The sequence below is a fragment of the Cupriavidus sp. UYPR2.512 genome (assembly GCF_000379565.1).
GTDB lineage: Bacteria > Pseudomonadota > Gammaproteobacteria > Burkholderiales > Burkholderiaceae > Cupriavidus.
Genome location: NZ_KB903093.1, coordinates 1 through 1,453, shown reverse-complemented (window position 1 = coordinate 1,453; position 1,453 = coordinate 1). Strand labels below are relative to the sequence as shown.

The 1,453-nt window shown below is 60.2% G+C and carries 1 protein-coding gene; it reads left to right on the top strand.

The annotated features are described in order from the left end of the window. The first annotated feature begins 68 nt into the window (after positions 1-68). On the top strand, positions 69-1,445 hold the full coding sequence (locus A3A5_RS0122045; RefSeq protein ID WP_081623969.1) for an IS30 family transposase: 1,377 nt from the start codon (positions 69-71) through the stop codon (positions 1,443-1,445). Positions 1,446-1,453: the final 8 nt, after the last annotated feature.

Genomic DNA, 1,453 nt, shown 5'->3' with positions numbered 1-1,453 from the left:
GGCGGATTCAACCGGTCGTCGCAACACCTTTGATGGAGGAGGTGTTTATGGGGCGACCAGCGGGGTGGATGCAGAAGTTGACAGGGCGAGGAGCGATGCGCTCGCCAGGTGCGCCGTCGCATCGGCGCGAGATCGAGCGTCTATTTTGGGAGCAGATCGCCACCGGTATCACGAGCGAGAGAGCAGCAGAGGCAGTTGGCGTGTCGCAGGCGGTAGGCGCCCGCTGGTTCCGCTATCGTGGCGGCATGCCACTATTCATGTCGAGCCCCATATCCGGGAGGTACTTGTCGTTCGCGGAGCGAGAAGAGATTGGGCTACTATCGCTGCAGGGCGTCGGAGTACGCGAGATCGCTCGCCGTATCGGACGCAGCCCGTCAACGGTCTCCCGGGAACTGACACGTAACGCTGCAACTCGTGGCGGCCAGCTTCAGTATCGGGCTTCGGTTGCGCAGTGGAAGGCGGAACTGGTTGCCAAAAGACCCAAACCATCGAAACTGGTGACTAACCCACGGCTGCGCCACTACGTGCAAGACCGCTTGGAGGGCAAGGTTCGCGACGCTAATGGCCGTGAGATTTCAGGGCCTCGGCAAGCGCCGTTCAAAGGGAGAAACAAGCCGCATCGCGGTGACCGCAAATGGGTCAATGGCTGGTCGCCCGAGCAGATTTCCAACCGGCTGCAGATCGACTTCCCGGATGACGAATCCATGCGCCTCTCTCACGAAGCCATTTACCAAGCGCTCTATATCCAGGGCCGCGGCGCTCTCAAGCGCGAGCTGGTCAGCTGTCTGCGCACTGGGCGGGCGTTGCGCGTACCGAGGGCTAGGGCACAAGCCAAGACCTGGGCGCACGTTAGCGAGGATGTGATGATCTCTAACCGGCCTGCAGAAGCGCAGGATCGTGCTGTGCCAGGGCATTGGGAGGGTGACCTGATCATCGGCCTGAACCGGTCCGCGATTGGAACGCTGGTCGAGCGATCAAGCCGATTCACCATGCTCGTCCACCTGCCTCGGGAGAAAGGCTATGGGTCGACTCCCCGGACGAAGAATGGCCCCGCACTGGCTGGCTACGGAGCTGTCACGATGGCCAATGCGCTCAAGAAGACCGTGACCGACATGCCTGCCCAGTTGTGGCGGTCATTGACTTGGGATCGTGGCAAGGAACTATCTGATCACGCCCGCTTCACCGTCGAGTCCGGGGTAAAGGTATTCTTCGCCGACCCTCACAGTCCATGGCAGCGCGGCACGAACGAGAACACGAACGGTCTTCTGCGACAATACTTTCCAAAGGGCACAGACCTATCCCGTTGGAGCGCTCGAGAGATCCAGGCCGTTGCCAATGCACTGAATACCAGGCCCCGAAAAACGCTTGGTTGGAAGACACCTGCCGAAGCCCTGGACCAATATCTAAAATCTGTTCAACAATCTATTGTTGCGACGACCGGTTGAATCCGCCC